Source organism: Synechococcus sp. H70.1 (assembly GCF_047502705.1).
Classification (GTDB): domain Bacteria; phylum Cyanobacteriota; class Cyanobacteriia; order Thermostichales; family Thermostichaceae; genus Thermostichus.
The window spans coordinates 1-2,528 of record NZ_JANSIV010000163.1 but is presented as its reverse complement, the minus strand read 5'-3'; the positions used below and the strand labels follow the sequence as shown (position 1 = coordinate 2,528).

Sequence of the window (2,528 nt, the reverse complement as noted above, 5' to 3'; positions counted from 1 at the left end):
GGATCGGAGCCGGCCAATTGCTGCCCACCCAGAACAGGATCAAAGGTTTCCGCCATCCCTAACCTCAAGTTAACCTTCCAACTACCTGCTGCTGCATAAGCCATAGGCCCGGTCAGTTTTGGCAATTACTTCAGCTCGGTAAGCTTCCAGCCCCCAAATCGACCACCAAAATCAGGGATCCCGTAGCCCAAAGCAGCCGCTGTCTGCTGGATCCCTGGGGAGCTGAACACCTTTGGTTTTGGTAGGGCTGCTACATCCCGCCAGAAGACCAGGACTGAGAACTTAGGAGGGGGAGGAGGGGAAAAACGAAGAGGGGCTGTCGACTTCGATGGGGCCCAGCCCTCTTTTTTGCACCAGCGTTCGCAGCTCCTGCACAAGCTGTTGGTCTTGGGAGGCTGTGCGCGCCCCGGACTCGGCAGCCCATGCTTTTAAGTCCTGAATCTGGTCGCGGGCGATGGCGGCCAGAGGAACGGTTTGGCGAATGGCGCTGAGGATGTCCTCCTGGGTAAACTCGCGGGGTGGATCCTGGTTGAAGGCCATGTGCATGGCATCGTAGATGGCCTGTTCAATTTCTGCCCCGCTGAAATCTTCGCTGGCCATGGCCAGCTCAGGGTAGGAGAAATCCCGCACGCGGTTGGGCCGCAGCCGCTGGATGTGGACTTGGAAGATTTCCTCCCGCTCCCGCTGGTTGGGCAAATTGACAAAGAAAATCTCATCAAACCGGCCTTTGCGCAGCAACTCAGCCGGCAAGATGCGGACATTATTGGCGGTGGCAACAATAAAAACGGGTTTGGTTTTTTCCTGCATCCAGGTAATTAGGCTGCCGAAGACCCGCTTGCTGGTGCCCGAATCTCCTGAAAACTCGCTGTTGACGCCGCCAAAGGCCTTATCCAACTCATCAATCCACAAAACACAGGGGGCCATAGCTTCGGCAATTTGGATCATCTGGCGCACGCGGCTTTCACTTTCGCCGACGATCCCGCCGAAGAGTCGCCCCACATCCAGCCGGAGCAAGGGCATGCGCCACTCGCGGGCTATGGTTTTGGCACAGAGGGACTTGCCGGTGCCCTGGATCCCGGCCAGCAAAATGCCCTTGGGGCTGGGCAAGCCATAGTCGCGGGCCTGGGCACTAAAGCTGTTGCGGCGCTGGCGAATCCAGGCTTTGAGGTTTTCCAGGCCGCCGACATTTTGCAGGGTCTCGGAGGGGTTGTAAAACTCCAGGATTTCCGTCTGGCGGATGTATTGCTTTTTCTCTTCCAGAACCAGGTCGATATCGCCCTCGCTGACCTTGCCTTTGGCGGCTAGGGCGCGGGCCAGGATCCGCTCAATGCGCTGCCGGGTCAGCCCTTGACAGGCTCGAACCAGTTGTTCCCGCGCTGGGCCGCTTAGCTCCAGTTGACGGGCAGGGATCGCGCGGGTAATGATCCGCTCAATTTCGGCGATGCTGGGCAGGGGAAAATCATAGACTACAATTTCCTCGCGCAGCTCGGCAGGGACAACGGCTTCTTGACCCAAGAGGATGATGGACTTGCGGCTGTGGCGGCCCTCTCTGGCCAAGGTTTTTAGGTAGCGGATAACGGGATAGTTATCTGAGCGTTCTGGATTTCTCAGGGTGGGGTTTAGATCCTTGAGAACACAAATAACCGCCTCGTCCTCTTTGATAGCGCCGATGCGGCCCAGAGCAGGCATCAATTGACCTTTGTTTTGGCCGTTATCTGACCAGCCAGAGACGATATCCCAGATTAGGAGTTTGCGCTTGGGTTTGAGAGAATCGGCCAGAACTTGTAGCAGCTCCTCTGCTGGGGCTTCTTCGGGAGTAACCAGGTAGATCAAAGGGTAGCGAGCGCGAACCACCAAGTCCAGCAGCGTGAGAATGTCTTGGTGATTGCTGGCAAAGGCGAGATCTGAGGAACTCATGGATCTAGCTGCTAGCTGTAGGTAGTCTAGCAAAGGGATCCGCCTAGGGATGGACAGTTCCGTCGGGGAGGATGGCCCCACTCAAGTCAGCAAATCGATCCCAGCCGGGACTTAGTTTTGCGCCCGTTAGGTTTGCCCCCCTCAGGTCAGCCCCCCTCAGGTCAGCCTTGCTCAGGTTGGCCTTGCTTAGGTTAGCCCGCCACAGGTCGGCCCTGCTTAGGTTGGTCTCGATCAGGTTGGCTCCGCTCAGGTCGGCCCACCATAGCTTGGACCCGCTCAGATCGGCCTGGCTCAGGTTGGTTTCGATCAGGTTTACCCCGCTCAGGTCGGCCAAGCTCAGGCCGGATCCCCTCAGGTCGACCCTACTCAAGTTGGCCCTGCTCAGACTGGCCCCGCTCAAGTTGGCCCTGCTCAGATTGCCCCCCCTCAGGTCGGCCTCGCTTAGGTTGACCAAGATCAGGTTGGCCCCCCTCAGGTCGGCCCAGCGAAAATCCCGCTCTCCCGCTTTATACCTTGCTCGAACATTTCCAACCTGTCGGAGGGGAAGGTGATGGGCCTTTGCCACCTGCACATGCTGCGGATCCTCCGCTTCCAGCAGCGTCTCCCAAGCC

General features: G+C 58.1%; 2 protein-coding genes. Both read right to left on the bottom strand.

Annotation, left to right across the window (positions count from 1 at the left end):
* Nucleotides 1–282: 282 nt before the first annotated feature.
* On the bottom strand, nucleotides 283–1,917 hold the full coding sequence (locus NW827_RS10700; RefSeq protein ID WP_414503670.1) for an AAA family ATPase: 1,635 nt from the start codon (nucleotides 1,915–1,917) through the stop codon (nucleotides 283–285).
* Nucleotides 1,918–1,960: 43 nt separating this feature from the next.
* On the bottom strand, nucleotides 1,961–2,528 hold a 568-nt coding region (locus tag NW827_RS10695; RefSeq protein ID WP_414503669.1), incomplete at its 5' end, for a pentapeptide repeat-containing protein.